The 16,490-nt window shown below is 71.1% G+C and carries 18 protein-coding genes; 8 read left to right on the top strand and 10 right to left on the bottom strand.

Translation table 11 applies throughout. The features are described from left to right. Positions 1 to 10 precede the first annotated feature (10 nt). Positions 11 to 2,407, bottom strand: a complete 2,397-nt coding sequence (locus tag FHR82_RS06350) for a penicillin acylase family protein (RefSeq protein ID WP_184809368.1) — start codon at positions 2,405 to 2,407, stop codon at positions 11 to 13. 62 nt (positions 2,408 to 2,469) lie between these two features. Continuing rightward, a complete protein-coding gene (locus tag FHR82_RS06345; RefSeq protein ID WP_184809367.1) occupies positions 2,470 to 3,093 on the bottom strand; it encodes a class I SAM-dependent methyltransferase in 624 nt (207 codons plus the stop codon). Between the two features lie 73 nt (positions 3,094 to 3,166). Here FHR82_RS06345 and FHR82_RS06340 point away from each other — a divergent pair, with 73 nt between their 5' ends. Together FHR82_RS06340 and FHR82_RS06335 are read left to right on the top strand one after the other, a co-directional pair. Beyond that, positions 3,167 to 3,682: an isochorismatase family protein gene (locus tag FHR82_RS06340; protein ID WP_184809366.1), complete on the top strand. Its 516-nt coding sequence runs from the start codon at positions 3,167 to 3,169 to the stop codon at positions 3,680 to 3,682. A 39-nt stretch (positions 3,683 to 3,721) separates the two neighbouring features. Then, positions 3,722 to 4,606: a hypothetical protein gene (locus tag FHR82_RS06335; RefSeq protein ID WP_184809365.1), complete on the top strand. Its 885-nt coding sequence runs from the start codon at positions 3,722 to 3,724 to the stop codon at positions 4,604 to 4,606. A gap of 2 nt (positions 4,607 to 4,608) precedes the next feature. Here the strand turns inward: FHR82_RS06335 and FHR82_RS06330 are convergent, their stop codons facing one another. Further along, complete coding sequence (locus FHR82_RS06330; RefSeq protein WP_311770917.1) at positions 4,609 to 5,256, bottom strand: TVP38/TMEM64 family protein; 648 nt, start codon at positions 5,254 to 5,256, stop codon at positions 4,609 to 4,611. Between the two features lie 348 nt (positions 5,257 to 5,604). Further along, entirely contained in the window at positions 5,605 to 7,023 is a 1,419-nt protein-coding gene (rox, locus tag FHR82_RS06325; RefSeq protein ID WP_184810369.1) for a rifampin monooxygenase, read from the bottom strand. A gap of 284 nt (positions 7,024 to 7,307) precedes the next feature. Between rox and FHR82_RS06320 the strand changes: the two genes are divergently transcribed. Then, a complete protein-coding gene (locus FHR82_RS06320) occupies positions 7,308 to 7,553 on the top strand; it encodes a DUF8836 family protein (RefSeq protein ID WP_184809364.1) in 246 nt (81 codons plus the stop codon). On the opposite strand, the gene FHR82_RS06315 is transcribed toward FHR82_RS06320, so the two are convergent. Together FHR82_RS06315 and FHR82_RS06310 are read right to left on the bottom strand one after the other, a co-directional pair. Next, a complete protein-coding gene (locus tag FHR82_RS06315) occupies positions 7,550 to 8,104 on the bottom strand; it encodes a DUF6882 domain-containing protein (RefSeq protein ID WP_184809363.1) in 555 nt (184 codons plus the stop codon). The genes FHR82_RS06320 and FHR82_RS06315 overlap by 4 nt on opposite strands. Positions 8,105 to 8,129: 25 nt before the next feature. Beyond that, positions 8,130 to 8,747 carry a hypothetical protein gene (locus FHR82_RS06310; RefSeq protein WP_184809362.1) on the bottom strand — a complete coding sequence of 206 codons (618 nt, stop codon included), beginning with the start codon at positions 8,745 to 8,747 and terminating at the stop codon, positions 8,130 to 8,132. Between the two features lie 108 nt (positions 8,748 to 8,855). Here FHR82_RS06310 and FHR82_RS06305 point away from each other — a divergent pair, with 108 nt between their 5' ends. Genes FHR82_RS06305 through FHR82_RS06290 form a run of 4 tightly spaced genes read left to right on the top strand, consistent with a single transcriptional unit; the run spans position 8,856 to position 11,928 of the window. Then, positions 8,856 to 9,254 (top strand): TOBE domain-containing protein, encoded by a 399-nt coding sequence (locus FHR82_RS06305; RefSeq protein ID WP_184809361.1) that lies wholly within the window; start codon positions 8,856 to 8,858, stop codon positions 9,252 to 9,254. Continuing rightward, a complete protein-coding gene (gene modA / locus FHR82_RS06300) occupies positions 9,255 to 10,052 on the top strand; it encodes a molybdate ABC transporter substrate-binding protein (protein WP_311770916.1) in 798 nt (265 codons plus the stop codon). It abuts the gene before it with no gap. Continuing rightward, positions 10,049 to 10,870: a molybdate ABC transporter permease subunit gene (modB, locus tag FHR82_RS06295; RefSeq protein ID WP_184809360.1), complete on the top strand. Its 822-nt coding sequence runs from the start codon at positions 10,049 to 10,051 to the stop codon at positions 10,868 to 10,870. Before modA ends, modB begins: the two co-directional genes overlap by 4 nt. Continuing rightward, positions 10,867 to 11,928 (top strand): ABC transporter ATP-binding protein, encoded by a 1,062-nt coding sequence (locus tag FHR82_RS06290; protein WP_184809359.1) that lies wholly within the window; start codon positions 10,867 to 10,869, stop codon positions 11,926 to 11,928. Before modB ends, FHR82_RS06290 begins: the two co-directional genes overlap by 4 nt. An 18-nt stretch (positions 11,929 to 11,946) precedes the next feature. Here FHR82_RS06290 and FHR82_RS06285 read toward each other — a convergent pair whose 3' ends face one another. The 4 genes from FHR82_RS06285 to FHR82_RS06270 form a co-directional block, all read right to left on the bottom strand. After that, a complete protein-coding gene (locus FHR82_RS06285; protein WP_184809358.1) occupies positions 11,947 to 12,456 on the bottom strand; it encodes a hypothetical protein in 510 nt (169 codons plus the stop codon). Positions 12,457 to 12,585: 129 nt separating this feature from the next. After that, positions 12,586 to 13,539 carry a GNAT family N-acetyltransferase gene (locus FHR82_RS06280; RefSeq protein WP_184809357.1) on the bottom strand — a complete coding sequence of 318 codons (954 nt, stop codon included), beginning with the start codon at positions 13,537 to 13,539 and terminating at the stop codon, positions 12,586 to 12,588. A gap of 260 nt (positions 13,540 to 13,799) precedes the next feature. Then, entirely contained in the window at positions 13,800 to 14,090 is a 291-nt protein-coding gene (locus FHR82_RS06275) for a cation:proton antiporter regulatory subunit (RefSeq protein ID WP_184809356.1), read from the bottom strand. Between the two features lie 357 nt (positions 14,091 to 14,447). Next, on the bottom strand, positions 14,448 to 14,930 hold the full coding sequence (locus FHR82_RS06270) for an SRPBCC family protein (RefSeq protein WP_184809355.1): 483 nt from the start codon (positions 14,928 to 14,930) through the stop codon (positions 14,448 to 14,450). 201 nt (positions 14,931 to 15,131) lie between these two features. Between FHR82_RS06270 and FHR82_RS06265 the strand changes: the two genes are divergently transcribed. After that, positions 15,132 to 16,058: a sulfite exporter TauE/SafE family protein gene (locus FHR82_RS06265; RefSeq protein ID WP_184809354.1), complete on the top strand. Its 927-nt coding sequence runs from the start codon at positions 15,132 to 15,134 to the stop codon at positions 16,056 to 16,058. The last annotated feature ends 432 nt before the right edge of the window (positions 16,059 to 16,490 follow it).

Below are 16,490 nucleotides of genomic sequence, written 5' to 3'. Positions count from 1 at the left end.
CGGTCAGGTGTCAGCGCAACCGCACCACCTTCAGCGCGGGGGACGACAGGATGTCGCCCTCGCAGAAGCGGGAGCGGACCCACTTCCCGGCCGAGAACAGCTTCGTCTGGTCGGCGAAGTGCGGCGACTTCGGGTTGCTCGACTGGGAGTAGGTGAGCAGCGTCGTCGCGTCCGGGCAGCGGCCGCCGGTGAACGACACGGTCTGGATGTGGCTCGAACCGTGCACCACCTCGACGTCGCCGGCGGCCGGGTCCCACGCCGGGATGATCATGTTGAGCACCCCGTGTGCGTTGTGGCCGCCGTGGATGGGGATCCGTTCGCCGTTGCGGACGACGTAGTGGTTCTCGCCGAGCGGGGCGTCCGGGGCGATGCCCGCCGCCCGCAGCTCGGCGATCGCGTCGCCGAGTGCCACCGCCACGGCCGGGTTCGCCGTGTCGAGGGTGTTCGGGGTCGCGACCGGGTCGGCCGGGTCGAACGGGACCCGCCACAGGTCCGGTGCTTCCAGGGCGTCCGCGGCCCGCAGCCAGAACTGTTCGAACAGCAGCGCGCCACGGCTGCCCGTCCGCATCGTCCTGTCCCATTCGGACAGCGCGGTGCAGGCGTCGCCGACGGGGACCGTGCCGCCGCCGGACGTCGGTGCCTGGCCGCCGGGCAGCGCGGCGCACAGCTCGGCCACCGCGCTCGCCTCCCGCTCACCGACGAAGCTGCGGTCGGCGAACAACAGGTCCTGCATGGACCGCCGCGTGAACGACCCCAGCCGCTCCTCGACCGCCGTGATGCCCATGCGGGTCCGAGGGGCGCGCTCGGTGCCGATGTCGCCGATGATCCGCGGGTAACCGGTGATCGGCTGGTGCGGGTTGGCCAGCCAGGCGCTGTCGTTGGAGTTCGCCACGTAGTCGCTCCGCGTGAGCACCGGCATCCTGCTGGGCCCGAAGGTGCCCGGCACGAGCGCGTCCCGGTCGCGGCCCCACGCGCAGTCACCGCGCGCACCGTCGAGCACCGAGATGCCGGACCTCGGGAAGATCGCCTTGCCGAGCGTGGTGTTGCAGCGCGCGGCCAGCTCGTCGGTCACGTGCGGGACCACCTGGATGTCGGCGAACAGCGCGCGACCGGACTGGTCGGTGGCGATCGTGTTGACCCACGGCACACCCTGCGTGCGCGACAGCACGTGCACGACGTCCTTGGTGCTGCGGGTGCGTGCCAGGTCGAACCACGTGTTGAGGCCACGCATGTTGCCCTGGTTGGCGTCGCGGATCGTGTAGGCGGTGGCCGTCGTCCAGTCCAGGGGCAGCCCGAACACCGGCGACAGCACGGGTCCGTACCGCGTCGAGTACAGCGTGCGCTCCACGGTCCCGGTCGACCCGTCCTCCTGGCGCACCTCGACGCGCACCCGCCTGCTCGTCATGCGTTCCGCCTTGCCGTCGACCAGGTAGGTCGTCGGGTCGCCCGGCGCGAGGCGCACCTCGTACAGGCCGAACGTGGTGGGGGTGGCGACGGTGTGGCTCCACGCCACGTCCTTGTTGAAGCCGATCTGGATCATCGGGATGCCCAGCAGGCTGCCGCCGCTCACGTCGAGCTTGCCGGGCACGGTCAGCTGCGACTGCCAGAACCGGCGGCCGCCGTGCCACGGGTAGTGCGGGTTGCCGAGCAGCAGCCCGCGCCCGTTCGCGGTGCCGTCCTTGCCGACCGCGATCGCGTTGCTGCCCATGTCGGCGCGGTCGCCGAGCGCGGCACGCACCCGCTCGGCCGCGTCCGGCGGCACCGGCGCGGGCGTGCTCGGCGCGGTGGGCGGTGCCGCCGCGGCGATGCTGTCGATTACCTGGCCCTGGCCCGCGATCGTGGACAGCGCGTGGAAGTGCCGGTACACCTGCGACTCGCGGATCGGGCGCACCCACGCGGCGCCGCGGCACGCCGGATCCGAGATGCGGGACACCCCGGTGTCCCGCAGCCAGCGGTTGTACCCGGCGACGTACCCGCGGACGAGCTCCCGGACCTCCTCGCGCGGACCGTCCTGCGCGGCGACCGCGCGCTCCACCACCCGGGAGTCGTTGACCTGCTGGAAGTACAGGTCGCTCGCCAGGCTGTCGCGCGCCGCCCCGAACGCGGTGTTCGCCGGCGCGTCCGGGCCGAGGTACTTCGCGCGCTGGGCGTCGACGGTCAGGTACGTGTCCGCGAGCACGCAGACGTTGTCCTGCGCGGCGGCGAACCCGTAGCCGTAGCCCAGCCCGGCGAAGTCCTTGGCCTTGATGTGCGGGATGCCGTACTCCGTGTACCGGATGTCGGCGGCGAGCCCGCGCCCCTCTCGTAGCTCGGTGCCAGCCGGCGCACCGGCGGCCATTCCGGAAACCATGGTCAGAACCGTCGCGGCCGCTGTGAGCACCGCGACGGTGTGAATGCCCCTTCGCATGGCCACTTTCCTACCCCACGAGGCAGGGCGGCGAATCAGGGAAGACCCTGACACCGGTGTCCTCACACGGGTTTGCGGGCCACCAGCCGTTCGATGATGCCGAGCTTGAAACGGTCGCCGCGCTCGATGTCGAGGCCGCGGGCGGCGACGAGACGGGCCGGGCGGCGCCGGAAGTGCTCGCCGGCCAACGGGACCGACACCACGTCCATGACGCGCTGGACGACACGGGCGAACACGTTGGCGCTCTCGACGTGGTCGACGAGGATGAGCGCACCGCCCGGCCGCAGCACCCGGACCATCTCGTCGATCGCCTTCTCGTGGTCGGGGATCGCGCACAACCCGAGGGTGCACACCACGGTGTCGAACGAGGCGTCGGCGAACGGGAGGGCGTGCGCGTCGGCCTGCCGGAGCGTGACCGGGTGGCCGAGGTCGGCGGCGCGGCGGCGGGCACCGGCCAGCATGCCGTCGCTGAGGTCGACGCCGGTGACCCGCGCGCCGTCCGGGTAGTGGGGGAGGTTGAGCCCGGTGCCGACGGCCACCTCGAGCACGTCGCCCTCGGCCTGCTCACACGCCCAGCGCCGCGACTCGCCGAGGAACCGGCGGTCCATCGCGGCCATCGTCCTGTCGTAACCGGCGGACTGCTTGTCCCAGTAGCGGTGCCAGCGGTCGGTTCGGTCTCGGGCCATGCCGCAGTGGACCACACGGGGGTGGCGCCCGCATCGGGGTGATTCCCTGAGCGGCCGGCCCTAGGGTCGGGGGATGGCCGACACCGCACTGCTCATCATCGACCTGCAGCCCGCGCTGCTGACCGGTGCCCACGACCTCGACGCGTGCCTGTCCCGGGTCGCGGACCTCGCCGACCGCGCCAGGGCAGCCGGGGTGCCGGTCGTCTACCTGCGGCAGCGGCTCGGCGCGCCCGCCGACGTGCACCCCGCGGTGGCGCCCCGGCCAGGCGATGTGGTGCTGGACAAGGACAGCGCGGACGGGTTCCTCGGTTCCGGGCTCGGCGAGGTGCTGGCCGAGATGGGCGTGCGCCGCCTGGCCGTCACCGGCTACGCCACGGAGTACTGCGTCGACTCCACCAGCCGCAGCGCGCTGTCCCACGGCTACGACCTGGTGCTGGTGGCCGACGGCCACTCCACACCGGACCGTCCGGACGGTGTCGTGCCGACCGCCGCGCAGATCATCGACCACCACAACACGACGTTCGGCGTCATCCAGTACGCCGGGCGTTCGATCGCGGTGACCCCGGCCGCCGAGGTCGGCTTCGGCTGACCGCTGGCGCGGGGCGGGTGATCGCGGTACAACCGGTGTATGGCCGTGCGCGCCGAGCGACCGGACCCCCACACAGCGGTGATGCGTGAGCTGCTGGTGCGCTACCTCGACGCCTGGACACCGGCCGTGCTGCGGTCCCACCGCCGCGCCACCTACGTCGAGACGGTCCCCGACGACTTCGCCACGTCCGCGCTGCGCGTGTTCGGCGAGTTCGCCGACCGGCTCACCGGCCACCAGCTCGACGTCGTGATCCTGGGGTCGCTCACCACCGCCCTGACGGAGCTGGGCGCGGCGCCTGGACTGTCACTGCGGTCGGTCGCGGACCCGGCAGACCTGACGGTGACCGGCCCCGTGCTGGCGCACCTCGATGTCGGTGCCGGCGCGCTCGACGAGCCCACCGCGTGGCGCCTGGTCGCGTCGCTCGGGCCGGGCAAGGCACGGGAGGTGCTGCTCGCCCTGCCACCGGCCGCGGCCGACGAGGTGACCGAGTACCGGACCCGGCTGCGTGCTGCGGGCCTGCCGTACGCGGTCACGGTGGAACTGGCCGACGACGACCGCCGGGTGCGGCTCCTGCTGTTCGCGACGAGCAGCGACAAGCACCTGGCGACGTTCAAGAACGAGCTGTGGGCCGCGGACGAGTTCGCAGGCATCCGCTACCGCGATCCGCGCGACGCGGAGCACTCGCTGGTCGACATCTCGCTCACCCCGCAGCTGCTGCCGCTGCGCCGCGCGCTGCTCGACGAGCTGGCCAGGCGGGGCACCTGCACGGTCGCGGACCTGCAACACCACACCCTGCACGAGACGATCTACCGCCCGGCCGACACCGTCGGCGTCCTGACCTCCGCCGCGTCCTCGGGCGCCATCACCCGCGAGCCGGCGAAAGGCCGCCTGTCCCCGCGCACGGTCGTGTCCCGCAGGCCGTGACGTCACTCCGCCAGTGCGGGCTCGAGCCGGTGCCTGCGGATCGCGAACCACAGACCGGCCGCGCCCGCCAGCGCACACACCGCGTACACGGCCAGCAAAGCGGGCGGCGTGGTGCCGGTCAGCGTGTCGCCGAGGGCCACTGCCGCGGCCGTGCCAGGGACGCTGCCCGCGATGGTGCCCGCCAGGTACGGGCGCGGCCGCACCGACGACAGGCCGCACGCGTAGTTGGTCGGCAGGAACGGGATCGCGGGGATCAGCCGCAGTGACGCGACCGCCAGCCAGCCGCCGCCGGTGAGCCGCCGGTCCACCGCCTGGACGGGTGTCCTCGTCAGGTGCCGGGCCACCAGCCGCCTGCCCAGCGACCGGGCCAGCGCGAAGCTCAGCAGTGCGCTGACGGCCGTCGCGGTCAGCGCGACCGCCACGCCCACCACCGGACCCAGCAGCAGGCCCGAGGCGAGGGAGAACACCGTGCGCGGGATCGGGACGAGCGTGGCCACCACGTAGGCCAGGAACATCAGCGCCCACGCCGCCGCCCCCGCGCCCGCCGCCCACGTCCGCAGCTGGGCCGGATCCGGCACGGGCAGCACGAAAGCCGCGACCACCAAAGCCGCGACCAGGCCAACGGCCAGGAGAACACCCACTCGCGGCACAGCACCGAGTCTAGTGCTGTGTCCACTTGCGTTGGCTGGGGTGGGTTCGTGGTCGTTCTCGCCGGACGTTCTGCCCGACGGGGTTGTTGTTCTCGCCGGATGGGTGTCCTCGCCGGGTGGGTTTTGCCTCCGGCGGCTCCTCGCCGGAGGGGCAGGTCTCTGGGATGGCAGGCAGCCTCGGGTGTGGTGTGGGGCTCGCACCCCCTTCGCGCCTGCGCGCCTTCACGGTGTCCGTTGTGCTGTGAAAGGCGCTTTCGCGGCGTTGGTCATGTTGTGAAAGGCGCGTTCAGGGCGCTCAACGCCCTCAACGCGCCATTGACAACACCGGCGATGTCCTGAACGCGCCTTTCACGGCAAACCGAACCAGCGGGAGAGGTGGTCGTCCAGGTCCTGCTGGTGCTCGCCGATCCAGGCGACGTGGCCGTCGGGGCGGAGCAGGACGGCCGGAACATCCAGTGCCGCGGTGGGATCCGCGATGAGGTCGACTCGATCGGACCAGCCCTCCACGGTCAGGCGTTCGGTGCGGTCGAGTACCAGGCCGCGGCCCCGGTGTAGCCGGTCGTAGAGGTGGCCCTGTTTCAGGCCGATGTCGCGCAGGCGGCGGCCGAGCAGGTCGGGGCCGGCACCGAAGTCGTAGCGGATGCCGATCGCGGTGATCTTCTCGATCAGGTGCCGGTTCACCTCGTCGAAGTCCATCAGTTCGGTGAGCAGCCTGCGCACGGCCTGCGGGCCCGGTTCGGTGGACAGCAGTTCCGTCTGGGCGCGGGTGTTGTCCAGCACGTCCTCGGCGACCGGATGACGTTCGGCCTGGTAGGTGTCCAGCAGTGGTTCCGGCGCCCAGCCGCGGACCTGTGCGGCCAGTTTCCAGCCGAGGTTGAACGCGTCCTGAACGCCCAGGTTGAGGCCCTGTCCGCCGATGGGTGGATGGATGTGCGCCGCATCGCCGGCCAGCAGCACCCGCCCGACCCGGTACCGTTCGGCCAGCCGGGTGGCATCGCCGAAGCGGGACAACCAGCGCGGGGAGTGCACCCCGAAATCGGTTCCGGTGATGACGCGCAGCTGTTGTCTGAAATCCTCGATGGTGGGCGGTTCCGCGCGGTCGCTGACACCCGCGGCGGGAACCAGGACGCTGTAGACCTCTTCGCCGAAGGGCCGGAGCCAGAACCGCTGATGGGTCTCGCGGACCTCGGCGACCTTGGCGGCGATCTCCTCCCTCGGCACACCCACTTCCATCTCGCCCATCAGCGTCTCGGTCCGTGCCGGCTCGCCGGGGAAGCCGACGCCGAGCAGTTTGCGCACCGTGCTGCGTGCGCCGTCACAGCCGACGAGATAGCGTGAACGCAGCTGTTCGCCGTCGGCCAGCTCGACGGTCACCCCATCGTCGTCCTGCTCGAAACCGGCCACCGCGCAGCCACGCCGGACCTGTGCACCCAGCCGGACCGCGTGTTCTTCGAGGAGGCGGACGATGACCGGCTGCGGGATGCCCAGCAGATAGGTGTGCGCGGAATCCAGGCCCTCGGGCACGGGTTTGTCGATGGCGGCGAAGAATCCGCCCGCCGGACGTTTTCTTCCGTGTTCGAGAATGCGATCCAGCAGTCCGCGCATTGCCATCAGCTCGATACTGCGAATGTGCAGACCGACGATGCGGACGAACGACACGGGCTCGGTTTCCTTCTCCAGAACGAGAACCCGCACATCGTGTAGCCGCAGTTCGGCGGCCAGCAGCGCTCCGGTCGGCCCGCACCCGGCAATGATCACATCGAACATGAACCACCCATTTCGCCCAATTCCGCCCCGGTCCTGGCGTCGGCCGCCGATTGTGCGGCACCCCGGGTCCTGCCGCAAGCGATATACGTTGGCACGGGAGGGACGTTTGCCCGGTGGATTTCGAGGGGCGTTCAGCGAAACCGCGAATGTGGCCCGCGGCGGCGTCTGCTCGGCAGCACAGATCCACGCCAACCGCCTGGCCTGGGCGACACCGTGACCTGACTGCGAACCACGAGTTCGGCTGAGACGTTGATATCGAACACGAGTGCGATACAATCGAGGGTATGAAGGGTGACCGGGTCGAGATTGTGGTCGATGCGGGCGACACGACCCGCATCTACGAGGTCGTGGCGACCCGCGCCGGGCGGCGGGTGGAGATCAGCACCGGCCGCGGGGTGGTCGAGGTCGTGGAGGTCACCCGGACCGGTGTCCCGGTCCGCACCGCGCGGTTCATGGCCGGCCGGGTCCTCGCACTGGTCGAACACCCGGCGGCCCCCGTCTCGGGTGCTGCGGATCCCGTTGCGGGCTAAGGAGTTTCGTCGGTGCCATCGGCCACGCTGATGGCGAACGTCGACGTCGAGCCGTCCGCGGCGGTCAGGGTCACCGGCCCGAACGTGATCACGGGGAACGACGCGCTCCCGGTGCCGCGGTAGAAGCCCGTCGCGCGGGTGATCCGCACGGCGAGCGCGGCGAGACTGGCGGCGGTCTCGTCGTCTGCGGTGGCCTTCGGCTGGGCGAGCACGTCGACGCCGTGTTCGACGCCCCAGTCGCGGACGACGGCGGAGTCGCGGCTCATGTCCGGCAGGATGGTCTTGTTGGCCCACGCCCACAGCCAGCTCGCCGCGGTGGGGTTGTAGCTGCCGAGGATCTGCGCGGGCGCGGTCGCGACCTTGTCCGGGAACGTCCACGAGATGGTGCCCGTGCACTGGTCGAGACCCCACCGGTCGGCCGAGCCGAGCCCCCACGACCGGTGCGCCTCGGCCAGCTGCTCGATCATGCCCTCACCCTGGAAGAGCAGGCCCGCCAGCACATCCCGGTCGGCGTCCGCGTCGTTCGCCTTGTCCCGCCCGAAGAATCCCATGCGGCGGAGTCTCCCAGACGACCACTCACCGATGTCCGGAACGCGCGGATCGCAGGCCGAGCGCGGACCTGACCCAGGCGGCCCGGTCGACGCGCAGCGGGTGGTCGATGGGCGTGACGGCCAGCGCCGCGCGGCCGAGTGCGATGGCCTCGTCGAGATCGGCGGGCTGCCCGGTGTGCTGGAACCGTCGCAACAGCGCCGTTCCCAGGTCGTGCGCGCTGTCGGCGGAATCGGCCCGCTGCTCCAGCTTCTCCTGCCGGAACAACGAGATCGCGCGTTCGAGGTGGTCGAGCCTGCCGCTCTGCTCGTACTCGCGCAACAGCGCGAGGCCGCGGTCGTGCGGGCCAGGGAGCCCGAAGAGCTCCCGCACCTCCGGCGGCACCAGCCGGGGGTCGACCTCGTGCAGTTTCGTGTACAGGACCGTCGCCATCCGCAGGTCCGTGTCCGCGTGCTCGCGTGGCAGCGCCTCGTAGCGGCACAGGTGCAGCGCGGCCACGCGTGAGAGGCTGCCCGCGTCCGGCTCGCCCGCGCCCACCAGTTCCGTGACGAGCGCGAGCGCGTGCTCGTCGAGGACGCCGGAGGAGTCCCCGTTCAGGTGGCGGGAGACGCGGGCGTCGAGCTCCGCGAGGAGCCGCTCCTTCATGGCTGGACAGCGTAAGGCCCAGTATGGCCCACGAACAGATGTGCCGGATCCGCAGCAGCCGCCGAGTCGTTGCTTGCCCTCCGCGTATGCGTGGTTAGACTCCACGGCATGCCGAAGTTGCGGATCAGCGAGGCGGCGAGTCTGCTGGGCGTCAGCGACGACACCGTCCGCCGGTGGATCGAACTCGGACGGCTGCCGGTCGTGCAGGGGGACAACAACCGCAAGGCCATCGAGGGGCACGAGCTCGCCGCGTTCCTGCTGCGGCAGGTCGACACCCCCGACACGGGTGTCACCGTCGCCAGGTCCGCTCGCAACCAGATGAAGGGGATCGTCACGCGGGTGGTCAAGGACGGGGTGATGGCCCAGGTCGAGATGCAGGCCGGGACGTTCCGGATCGTCTCGCTGATGAGCCGGGAAGCGGCCGACGAGCTCGGCCTCGAGGTGGGCAGCGTGGCCGTCGCCTCGATCAAGTCCACCCACGTCGTGGTCGAGATCCCGGAGGGGTGAGTGATCCGCTTCCCGCGCGTCGCGGGCCTGCTCGCGGCCGCTGCCCTCGCACTGGCCGGGTGCGGGTCCGGTGACACGTCCTCCGACGCCGGGAGCGCGGGTACCGCTGGGTCGCCGACGATCTCCGGGGACATCACCGTGTTCGCCGCCGCGTCGCTGACGGAATCGTTCACGCGGCTCGGCGCGGACTTCGAGGCCGCGCACCCCGGGGTCGAGGTCACGTTCAACTTCGCGGGCAGCTCCGCGCTGGCCCAGCAGATCAACGAGGGCGCGCCGGCCGACGTGTTCGCCTCGGCCGCGCCGAAGAACATGGACCAGGTCACCGACGAGGGTTCGGTCACCGCGAGCCCGGTCACCTTCGTCACGAACACGCTGGAGATCGCCGTCCCCGATGGCAACCCGGCGAAGATCACCGGTCTCGCGGACTTCGCCAAGGCAGACCTGAAGATCGCGCTGTGCGCCGAGCAGGTGCCCTGCGGTGCCGCGTCGGCGATGGTGTTCGAGGCGGCCGGGATCACCGCCGCGCCCGACACCCTCGAGCAGGACGTGAAGGCCGTGCTGTCCAAGGTGTCGCTGGGCGAGGTCGACGCCGCGCTGGTGTACAAGACCGACGTGCTGGCCGCCGGTGACAACGTCGAGGGCATCGAGTTCCCCGAGGCCGGCGAGGCCGTCAACCCCTACCCGATCGCCGTGTGCGCCAACGCGCCCAACCCGGACGACGCCCAGGCATTCGTCGACCACGTCCTGTCCGCCAAGGGCACGGCCGTGCTCACCGAGGCCGGCTTCGGGGCCCCGTGACCACCCGCTCCGCAGGCAGGCGCAGAGCCCGTCGACGCGGGCGGCTCCCGCTCGTCCTGGCCGTGCCCGCGCTGATCGGACTGGCGTTCCTGGTCGTCCCGCTCGCCGGGCTGCTGGTGCGCGCGCCGTGGTCCACCCTCGCCGACCAGCTGTTCAGCGAAGAGGTCGGCCAGGCGCTGCTGTTGTCGGTGGTCTGCGCCAGCCTCGCCACGCTCGTCTGCCTCGTCCTCGGCGTACCGCTCGCGTGGCTCCTGGCCCGCGGTGACCTGCCCGGCCGGGGTGTGCTGCGTGCGCTGGTGACCGTGCCGCTCGTGCTGCCACCCGTGGTCGGCGGTGTGGCGCTGCTGCTGGTGCTGGGCCGGCGGGGGATCATCGGCCAGCACCTCGACGCCTGGTTCGGCATCTCGCTGCCGTTCACCACCGCCGGTGTCGTCATCGCCGAGGCGTTCGTGGCGATGCCGTTCCTCGTGATCGCCGTCGAGGGCGCCCTGCGTGGTGCCGACCCGCGTTACGAGGAGGCCGCCGCCACGCTCGGCGCGTCCCGCTGGCTGACCTTCCGCCGCGTCACGCTGCCCGCCATCGCGCCCGGCGTGGTGGCGGGCACGGTGCTGTGCTGGGCCCGCGCGCTCGGCGAGTTCGGCGCCACCATCACGTTCGCGGGCAACTTCCCCGGCAAGACCACCACCATGCCGCTCGCGGTCTACCTGGCGCTGGAGACCGACCCAGGCGCCGCCATCGTCCTGTCCATCGTCCTGCTGCTCCTGTCCGTCACCGTCCTGGTCTCCTTGCGGGACAGGTGGATCTCGAGCCCGGCATGACCTTGTACGCGGATCTCGTGGTGGCCCGCGACACCGGCTTCCGGCTCGCCGCCCACCTCACCATCGAGCCCGGCCAGGTGGTCGCACTGCTCGGGCCCAACGGCGCGGGCAAGACCACCGCCCTGCGCGCGCTCGCCGGTCTGGTGCCCTTGACCGACGGCACCGTGCGGCTCGACGACGACAGCTGGGACGCGCCACCCGGTGTGTTCGTCCCGACCGAACACCGGCCGGTCGGCGTCGTCTTCCAGGACTACCTGCTGTTCAACCACATGACCGCGCTCGACAACGTCGCGTTCGGACTCCGCGCCCGCGGCACCGACCGCGCCACGGCCCGGACGGCGGCACGGCAGTGGCTGGACAAGGTCGGTCTCGGCGACCACGCCCTCACCAAGCCCCGCGCACTGTCCGGCGGGCAGGCCCAGCGCGTCGCACTCGCGCGGGCGCTCGCCACCGACCCGCGCCTGCTGCTGCTCGACGAGCCGCTCGCCGCGCTCGACGCCAGCACCCGCGTGCACATCCGCGCCGAGCTGGGCCGCCACCTCGCCGACTACCCCGGCCACACGCTGCTGGTCACCCACGACCCGCTCGACGCGATGGTCCTCGCCGACCACCTGGTGATCATCGAGCACGGCGAGATCGTCCAGCAGGGCCCGCCGGCGCAGGTCGCCCGGCAGCCCCGCACGGACTACGTCGCCCAGCTCGTCGGCCTCAACCTGTACCGGGGCACCGCCCGGGACAACGTCGTCACGCTCGACGACGCGTCCGGCGGCGGCGAGCTGACCGTGGCCGAACCCGCCACCGGCCAGGTCCACGTGGCGTTCCCGCCGACCGCGGTCAGCCTGCACCCGCGGCCGCCGGCAGGCGGTCCCCGCAACAGCTGGCCGGTCACGGTCGTCCACGTCGAACAGCACGCACACACGGTCCGGGTCCGCCTCGACGGCATGCCGCCGGTCCTCGCGGACGTCACCCCCGCCACCGTCGCCGAGCTCCACCTCAGTCCCGGCACCCCGTTGTGGGCGGGGGTGAAGGCCACCGAGACCACCACGTACCCCAGCTGACGCCCCCGCCTCGCCGGGTCAGGAGACCTGAGTGCCGGCCAGCACTGGAACCGTCGACGCGTCCTTCGGGCGGCAACCCACGGCGCCCGGCGCGTGGAAGGTGATGTGGCCCGGCTTGTACGTCACCGTGCCCGCGGTGTCGAACGTGAGCTGCGTGCTCCCGGTCACCCACCACAGTTCGCCCTCGTCGAAGGGCGGGTTCGTCATCGGGCCCATCCCGTGCGAGCTGGTCACGGCACCGCCGAGGACGAGCGAGTGGTAGACGCGGTAGTCACCGGCGTCCGCGTCGACCGCCAGCGGCACGTGGCTCTGGATTTTCACGGTCACGGTCACCGGCACGCCGCGCGTGGCAGTGGCCGGGGCGGTGATCGTGATGTCGAAGGTTTTCGGGCCCCCGACCATCATGCCCGCGCAGTCGTAGTGGACGGCCATCGTGGCCGCGGCGGCGGGTGCGGGGGCCACCACCATGCTCGCGGCGGCCACGACGGTGGTAAGGCCGACAGTGATTCTTCTGGCCAACCCTTTCACGGCACTCCTCACAGACATGAGCGTGCTGGGTAGAACGTCGTTGCCCACACACAAGCAAACCCCAGTGTGATCAAATATGTACTGAGGGGTACCGCCCGACAACTCCCGCCATGCTCCCGCTGACGGCTGTCAGTGCCACGTCATGTTGATCGACCGTTCGAAGTTGACGTATCCGGCGCGCAGGAAGGCGTTCGCCATCGGGATGTTGCCGAGATCCGTGGCGGCCCGGATGCGCGGGACGTCCTGGGCGTGCAGGACACGGGTGCCCTCGCCGAGGATGTCGTCGATGTAGCCGTTGCCGCGGTGGCGGGGGAGCACGGCGAGGTACCCGATGATGGGGTTGTAGTCGTTGCGGGCCGGGGTGACGAACCCGACCGGGTCGCCATCCGGCAGTGTCGCGACGCGCCACCATTCGCGCGGGGTGCGGTAGTGCGCGAGCTCGTCCTCGAAGTGGCGGACCGCCGCGTCGCGGGCGGACATGCGGGTGAGGTCATCCCTGCTGTGCGCGTCGAGCGTCCCGTCGAGGACGGCCGTCATCAGGGAGAGGATCTCCTCGGTGTCGCGGACCGGCCGGAACACGAGGCGTCCCGTCGGATCGGGCACCGGGGCGCCGGGCCGCCACCCGAACCGCAGCCGCTCGACGAACAGCGTGGCACCAGTGCGTTCGACGACCCGCATCCGGTCCTCGACGCCACGCCGGGTGGTCGGGTCGTCCCGCCAGTCGGACGGGATCATCCGGATGTACTCGGGTGGCGTGGCACCGTCGGGGACCACCTGGGCCAGCGCGGTCCGCAGCAGGTTCTCGCCGACGTCCACCCGGCCGTCGGCGGTGTCGGCGGTGTCGGCGGTGTCGTCGATGTCGAGGATGTCCAGCAGGAACGGTGCGTCGTCCCCGCTCTGCGCCCACCAGGCGGCCCTGGCGAGCAGCCGGTCGCCGAGGAGGGCGACCCACATCCATTCGGGCTTGCGCCGCCCGGCGTCGAGGTCGTCGGCCAACTCGTCGTTGATGCCGTAGGGGATGCGGTTGAAGAGATCGAGCTCGTCGCGCCCGGCGATCGGGCGCACGGTCAGGTTCTGTTCCACGGTAAGGCACGCTCCGGTTGACGGCGCCTGTCCCGCTCCGGGGTCAGACGCGGTGCGCGCCCCGGGAGGTGACAAGCGCGGTGATCATGGCAGTCATGGCTTATCCCTCCTCTCCGTGTCGTGGCCCCGTCGACGGGGCCCGCAAGGTCTATCGGATCGCCGTCCGCCGCGCCAACTCCTTTTCGCGACTACCCGTTCGGCCTCGACAACGAGTTCCCGGCACGCCGACGACGTGACGTGCCCGATGCCGGACCGAACACTCACGTTTCCCGAGGTGTCCGCCGCCACTGGCCCTCGGTGGCTCCGGCGATCTTGCGCTCGAGCTCCGCCAGCCGGTCGGCTGTCGGCTTGCTGTGCAGGAGATCCGCGAGCAGGTCGGCCTCGTCCTGCGCCAGCGCGATCGTCTGTGCCGGCGCGTCGGGGTCCTCCGCACCGAACACGAACAGGCTGCGCCTCTCAGTCTCGACCAGAACGCCGAGCCGTTGGCCGCCGCGCGTGGTCAGGTGGTGCACTGCGCCGGCGCCGTGCACGGTCGCGCGGGTGATGTCCATGTCGCGGTACCTCCTGCCCGGACGGTGGGCGGATCCTCCGATCGCCTCACTGGCACCGACATTGTCGGTCGACCAGGCACTCGACGGCTATCGGGTCCGCCACCCATTTCCGCTCGGTGCGCCATGTAGTCGGCGCGGTTCCACTGCGGGCAGGTGGTGGATGACGGGACGCCGGTTCAGTCCTGTGTGGAGCGTCAGCCGGGTGAGCGTCACGTAGATCTGCCCCGGCGTTCATCGGTCCTTGGCCAGCATGGCCAGCACGACGTCCTGCACCCCCCCGGTCACCTCCGCGTCGACCGGGTATCTATGGCGGTGCCGAATCCGGGACTGTCCGGTGCTCGTCCGTCGTGGGCCCGCCTACGGCTGCGAACTCGGGTCCGGCGGCGCGAAGAAGTCGCGGACGGCGTCGATCTGAGCCGCCATCATGCCCAGCACCGCCTCGACCACCTCTGGCTGTGTGTCGTCGGCGACCTGGACGTCGCGCGTCCACTCCAGGAAGGAGCGGTGGGGATCGTTGGTCACTTCTCGCACGTGGTACGTGGCGACGTAGTCCACGACGCAGAGCACCGGCGCGACGGACCGGTAGGTGACCGACCGCTGGACCTCGTCGCGCCCGGCGACCTGCTGCTGGAAGAGGTCACGATCGGGCCCGACCGTGAAGTTGTACCTGGAGGGCACCCGGTCGAGCGAGCCGCCCTCGACCCACTCCGCGGACCCCAGTCCGCCACTGAAGATGATCTTCACCATCTTCAGCACGTCGCGGAGCTCGGCCCAGACGGCGTCCGGGCCCGCGTCGAGCACCGTCGAGTGGTGCACCTTGTACCTCTGCTTGGAAGCCACCTGATCTCCTTGCCCGAAAGAGAAGCCGTCATTGCAGGCTAGGTATCGCGGTCGACGTTCCGGAAGATCCCATCGTGCGCACTTCCCCGCGGGCGTCAAGGCTCGGTTTCCGGCTGTCCCGGGATCTGGAGCTGGTTGGCCGCTGACGGCCCGGTTCCGGATGATTTCAGGGGATTCGAACCGACGGAACGGACGGGCGCGATGCGACAACTGGTCCTGCTGGCCCTGGTGGGCCTGGGAGCCCAACTCGTCGACGGCAGCCTGGGCATGGCCTACGGCGTGACGTCCACGACCCTGCTGCTGGCGATCGGCGCCAACCCCGCGGCCGCGTCCGCGACGGTGCACCTGGCCGAGATCGGCACCACCCTCGTCTCCGGGATTTCCCACTGGCGCTTCGGCAACGTCGACTGGAAGGTCGTCGCGAAGATCGGCATTCCCGGCGCGGTCGGCGCTTTCGCCGGTGCCACGTTCCTGTCGAGCCTCTCCACCGAGACCGCGGCGCCCGTGATGTCGTTGCTGCTGCTCGCACTCGGGGTCTACATCCTGGTCCGGTTCACCACGTTCGGGCTGCCCCGGCACAACCTCGGCAAGCCGCTGCGCAAGCGGTTCCTCGCCCCGCTCGGCCTGGTCGCGGGTTTCGTGGACTCCACCGGTGGTGGCGGCTGGGGTCCGGTCGGCACGCCCGCCATCCTCGCCAGCGGCCGCCTGGAGCCCCGCAAGACCATCGGTTCCATCGACACCAGCGAGTTCCTCGTCGCCGTCGCCGCGAGCCTCGGGTTCCTCTTCGGTATCGGCTCGGCGGGCATCGACTTCGGCTGGGTCCTCGCACTCCTGATCGGCGGGGTGATCGCCGCGCCGATCGCGGCCTGGCTGGTGCGGCACGTCCCGCCCCGCGTGCTCGGCTCCGCGGTCGGTGGCCTCATCATCCTCACCAACGCGCGCACCCTGCTGCGCAGCGACTGGATCGACGCGGGCGACGGCGTGCGGTGGGCCGTCTACGCGGTGATCTACGCGGTGTGGGCGGCCGCGCTCGGGTACTCGATCCGCCAGTACCGCGCCAACCGCGACGAAGAGCGGCGGATCATCGCGGAGGCGGAGAAGGGCGAGAGCGAGGCGGCCGCCACCTGAGCACGCGGGCAGGCGGCGGGGGTCGGTTCCGTCACTTCTTGGTTGGTAGATGCTCTACAGTGGACGTCCATTGTGGAGCGCGTCGACTTACCGTTGGTCGGTGTGGGTTCGTCTTCTGGTGGTCGTTGTCGGAGGTTCTTCCTGTGGGGTGCTTTGTCCTCGCCGGATGGGCGTCCTCGCTGGGTGGTTTGCCTCCGGCGGCTCCTCGCCGGAGGGGCAGGTCTCTGGGATGGCAGGCAGCCTCGGGGGTGGTGTGGGGCTTGCGCCCCCCGGCGCCCCGGCGTCTTCCGCACCTTCGCGACGTCCCGTAGTGCTGTGAAAGGCGCTTTCACGGCACCGGCGATGTCCTGAACGCGCCTAATCAGTGGTGGGAGTGGGTTATCCGGCACACTCCTGGTGGTAGCCGGCCGGTGGGTGAGCACTTTTCGCGCT

This window comes from Actinophytocola algeriensis (genome assembly GCF_014203735.1).
In the GTDB taxonomy this organism is placed as follows: Bacteria; Actinomycetota; Actinomycetes; order Mycobacteriales; family Pseudonocardiaceae; genus Actinophytocola; species Actinophytocola algeriensis.
Note: the sequence above shows the minus strand (reverse complement) of the source record. Positions and strands in the feature narration are given on the sequence as shown.